2 protein-coding genes are annotated in these 1,533 nt (G+C 59.0%); both read right to left on the bottom strand.

Going from position 1 to position 1,533, the window contains the following annotated elements; all coding sequences use genetic code 11:
* Nucleotides 1-386 (bottom strand): DEAD/DEAH box helicase family protein (locus ACEW8G_RS03785; protein WP_373487116.1); only part of this gene is annotated, 386 nt, incomplete at its 3' end.
* Nucleotides 387-564: 178 nt separating this feature from the next.
* On the bottom strand, nt 565-1,389 hold the full coding sequence (locus tag ACEW8G_RS03780) for an isochorismatase family protein (protein WP_373487115.1): 825 nt from the start codon (nt 1,387-1,389) through the stop codon (nt 565-567).
* Nucleotides 1,390-1,533: the final 144 nt, after the last annotated feature.

The following is a 1,533-nucleotide window of genomic DNA, read 5'->3' as shown; positions in this document are numbered from 1 at the left end:
GCGTAGTTCATCAGCGCGTTGTCGGCGGCCATCGCCTCGTCTTTCGCGCAGAAGTATGGGCAGTCGTCGCACTCGGGGAACTTCCGTCCGGCGATGCAGGGCGCGGCGGCGGCGTGGGTCGGCGCGACCAAACAGCGGTAGTTGGCGCGACCTTTCATCAGGGCCAAGTCCGGAAAATCGCGCAGGTACTGCTCTTGCAGAAGCTTCTGCGCGGTCAGCAAGTAGCTGCTCCCCGCCTCGCGCGCCAAGGTCACCGCGACCCCGGACTTACCCGAGCCGGTAGGCGCTTCGATGACGACGAAGCGTTTGCCGCGCGCGAACGCGTCCCTGGCAGCGGTGATGGCCTCGAGCTGGCCCTTGCGGTAGGTTTTAAAGGGAAACAGCACGGCTTAAGGCTATCACCTCAGGCGCGCCCTGAAGGCTCGAGCGAAGAACCGCCGCCTGTCAGAAACAGGCAACGGTTCAGAGTTACTGCGGCGTGCTTTCGGCTTCCGATGAAATCTGTAGATGTATTTCATGAAAACAAGCCGGTTCTAAACGAACCGGCTCAGAGGATCGGAGGAGTTATTCGTCGTCTTGCGCTGCGCCGTCGTTGGCGAGCCCGAAGGGGTCGGATACAGCCTGACCAACGGTGTTCCAGAAGTTGTCCATCACCAGACCGTACTCAGGCAGGTGCTCGTTGAAGATCGTCCCGGCGGCGTTCGCGGTGTCGCGCCTCCAGTCGTACTGCATTTCGGCGAGGAGGCTGAACACAGCCACAGGCTCGGCACCGGCTTGGGTCATGCGAGCGATAGCCGCGTCCGCTTCATAACGGCTCCAGGCCCCCGCTGCGTCGATCACCGGAAAGACCTTGTAGCCGTCTTGGAGCATCGACAGGGTCGGGAAGGCAGTGCAGGTGCCGAGCGTCACTCCTGCAATCAGCACGTGGTCACGGCCCGTGGCCTCGAGCGCGGCGCGGAAGTTGGGGTCTTCGTAGGCGTTGATGATGCCATAACGACGGATGATCTTCTGGTCAGGGAAGAGCGCCTTGAGTTCTTTGAGGAGTTCGCCGTTCTGCCACTGGGCATTGCTGGTAGTGAGGACCACGGGGATGTCGAAAGCCTTTGCCATCTTGGCGAGCGCGAGGACGTTGTTTTTGTACTCGGCAAGGCTGGTGTAGTCCTGGATGCCGCTGATGAGGCCGGTCTGGTGGTCGATCAGAAGCAGCACCGAGTTCTCGGGTGTGGGCCGGTTGTAGACGTAGCGACCTTCTGCCTGGGCTTGTTCAGGGGACGTTTTGGGAGCTACGACGGGCGTATTAAGATGATCTTGGGCAATAGCGGAACCTCCTATGTAAAGGGCGAGAATGAAAGTGGCGAGAACCTGACCGATAACCTTGACGTGCTTCATCTTTAAACCTCCTTTGACATTGATAGTTGATTGCTGTTTATCTGATTAGTCAACTATCTTGTTACAAGAGTAGCAGCGTCCTCCTCGGTTGTGAATGACCAATCTTTCGGTCCCTCTTGGAAGCGCCAGTTCAGCGGTGAGACT

The organism is Blastomonas sp. (genome assembly GCF_041747255.1).
GTDB lineage: Bacteria > Pseudomonadota > Alphaproteobacteria > Sphingomonadales > Sphingomonadaceae > Blastomonas.
Note: the sequence above shows the minus strand (reverse complement) of the source record. Positions and strands in the feature narration are given on the sequence as shown.

Bases quoted from the DNA above. Each gene is read 5' to 3' on its own strand.
- ACEW8G_RS03780 (WP_373487115.1), bottom strand. From the start codon at position 1,389: ATGAAGCACGTCAAGGTTATCGGTCAGGTTCTCGCCACTTTCATTCTC.